The organism is Shewanella litoralis (assembly GCF_009828585.1).
Lineage (GTDB): Bacteria > Pseudomonadota > Gammaproteobacteria > Enterobacterales > Shewanellaceae > Shewanella > Shewanella litoralis.
In genome coordinates, this window is the sequence record NZ_WSRZ01000054.1 from 1 (window position 1) to 2,102 (window position 2,102).

The 2,102-nt window shown below is 33.3% G+C and carries 2 protein-coding genes; both read right to left on the reverse strand.

Annotated features, from left to right (window positions below; genetic code table 11):
* Nucleotides 1-262: 262 nt before the first annotated feature.
* Nucleotides 263-970 carry a hypothetical protein gene (locus GQA99_RS20030; RefSeq protein ID WP_160056973.1) on the reverse strand — a complete coding sequence of 236 codons (708 nt, stop codon included), beginning with the start codon at nt 968-970 and terminating at the stop codon, nt 263-265.
* A gap of 17 nt (nt 971-987) precedes the next feature.
* Nucleotides 988-1,896 carry a hypothetical protein gene (locus tag GQA99_RS20035; protein ID WP_160056975.1) on the reverse strand — a complete coding sequence of 303 codons (909 nt, stop codon included), beginning with the start codon at nt 1,894-1,896 and terminating at the stop codon, nt 988-990.
* Between the last annotated feature and the right edge of the window lie 206 nt (nt 1,897-2,102).

Genomic DNA, 2,102 nt, shown 5'->3' on the forward strand with positions numbered 1-2,102 from the left:
GTGATAATTGTCATTGGCTTTATTTATTGGTCATGTTGATTTGTTTGGCGACAATTATCAGATCATAAATAAGGCCTTTTTTCTATCTAAAATATAGGTTTATTGCTAAAGATCCTGTCTATGAATGGCCAATAACTTTGGGTGGCATGTTTTAACTTTATAAGAGTGAGAATGTTGAACAGAAAACTAAGGCCAAAAAGCCTTCGATGAGCAGAATATTATCTTTACTCACCGGGAGCGTCCATATATGGCCATGCTAATTTTATCTATCACCAATATCATCTAGGCTTACCGGATAATTAAACTTAATAAATAAGTAAAGCAAACTTGAATATGGAAAAACCCAGCTATTAAGGATGTAAACTTGGCCATCGATTAACTTAATTTCAATAGAGTCGATCTGATTCTGTCGAAATGAGTAGTCATTTCTCGATGAGTAATATTGATACCATTTAACGTCTATTTGGCTTATTTGACTACTAGATAATGTAATTGGATTTAAAAATGGCGGTGTACCCCCCAATGTTTTTTGAACACTAAATTGACGAATGAATGGTGGTAACACTAACTGGTCAACAGATATCCCTATATGACTATTACGAAGACGTTCTGATGACCTAACCCCGTTGTTATTGAGTGAGAATTTAACTCTTAATTTATAATATATTCCGAGGCAGAACAATATCACTAAAGGTACACTTAGGCTGTAAAATGGCTCACGATTCATTTTAAAAAAACGTGGAAAATTGTCCACCAAAGCACCATTAGTGGACACTAGCATAGCGAAAGAAATCAATAATAATATCAATAGCAGCGTAGCTAATCTAACCTCATCTTTTAATGGTAACCGCTTTAGCCCCCACGTTATTGGTAATTGCACAATTTTACTTTTACTAATACCATTATATTTCTTTCTAATATGATCCACAAACCAACGTTTATCTGTGAGCAAATAATATAAATCGTTCAAAATCACATTTCCCTATTTTAGTTTATGTCAATATAAATGTCGTTGCTATGTAATTGCAAATACTCAACATGAATAAACCCCGACGTAGAGTTTTCTGGAATTGTGATAATAGCTTCATTATCTACAACTGAATCAGGTGATATGATCACAGTCCCAAAATGCACAGTCATATTTTGATGAAAACCACGTCCTTTTAACGTGATAACACCCCCTGTGTTATATTTTTTTCTTGGTAGTTCATTGACTATAGGTGTTAAGGAAGACGACACCTTAAAATACTTTGAATTGCTCTTATAGTCACCATTTGCAATAAAATACTCATACTCTTTTTCGTCATCAATATCTTCTGGTAAATACATAAAAAAACCATCATCATCAAAATCCGAAATTTTTATGTTGTACGTTACATTTCCATTGTTAATGGTTAAGTATGAGTTTTGGCGAGGTATACCTTGTCCTTGAATGAATACTTTTGATCCAGGAAAAGTTCTATCGGTTAAGTTTAACCCTAACGGATCGCTATAGCTCAAAGCAAAAACTTGAAAATTATCATCGATACTTAATTTAGTTAACCTGTCGTTATCATTGATATCAAATAATCTATCAGAATCATCATCTAAATCGAGAAAATCAGCAATACCATCACGATCTGTATCTATCGGTTTAGATAAATCACCAGCTTCAATATTATCTTCGATTGAATTTCCATCAGAATCAATATCAACAAATGCACCTGAACCATTATCATCAGCATCATTAATGCCTTCAAATTCATCACTTAAGCCATCACCATCTGAATCTAAGTCGAACCAATTAGGTATATTATCACCATCAAAATCAAGATCTATTTTTCCAAAATTTTGTACATAAAACTCATTACCATCATGAATATTGTCACCATCAGTATCTGGATGTTCACTATTCACTCCTAAAGCATTTTCTGTTGCTTTGGATAGACCATCAAAATCAGTATCCTTGAAAGCTTTTAATATATAACTGGCACTAGCTGTAGTGGTCTAATTCCATCGGACACTTAATTTTGAGACAGTATGGTCAATAAATTAAGGGGTCGATATGAGTTTAAAAAAATCACATAAGAGTTATCCGCAGGTATTTAAAGATGAAGCCGTCT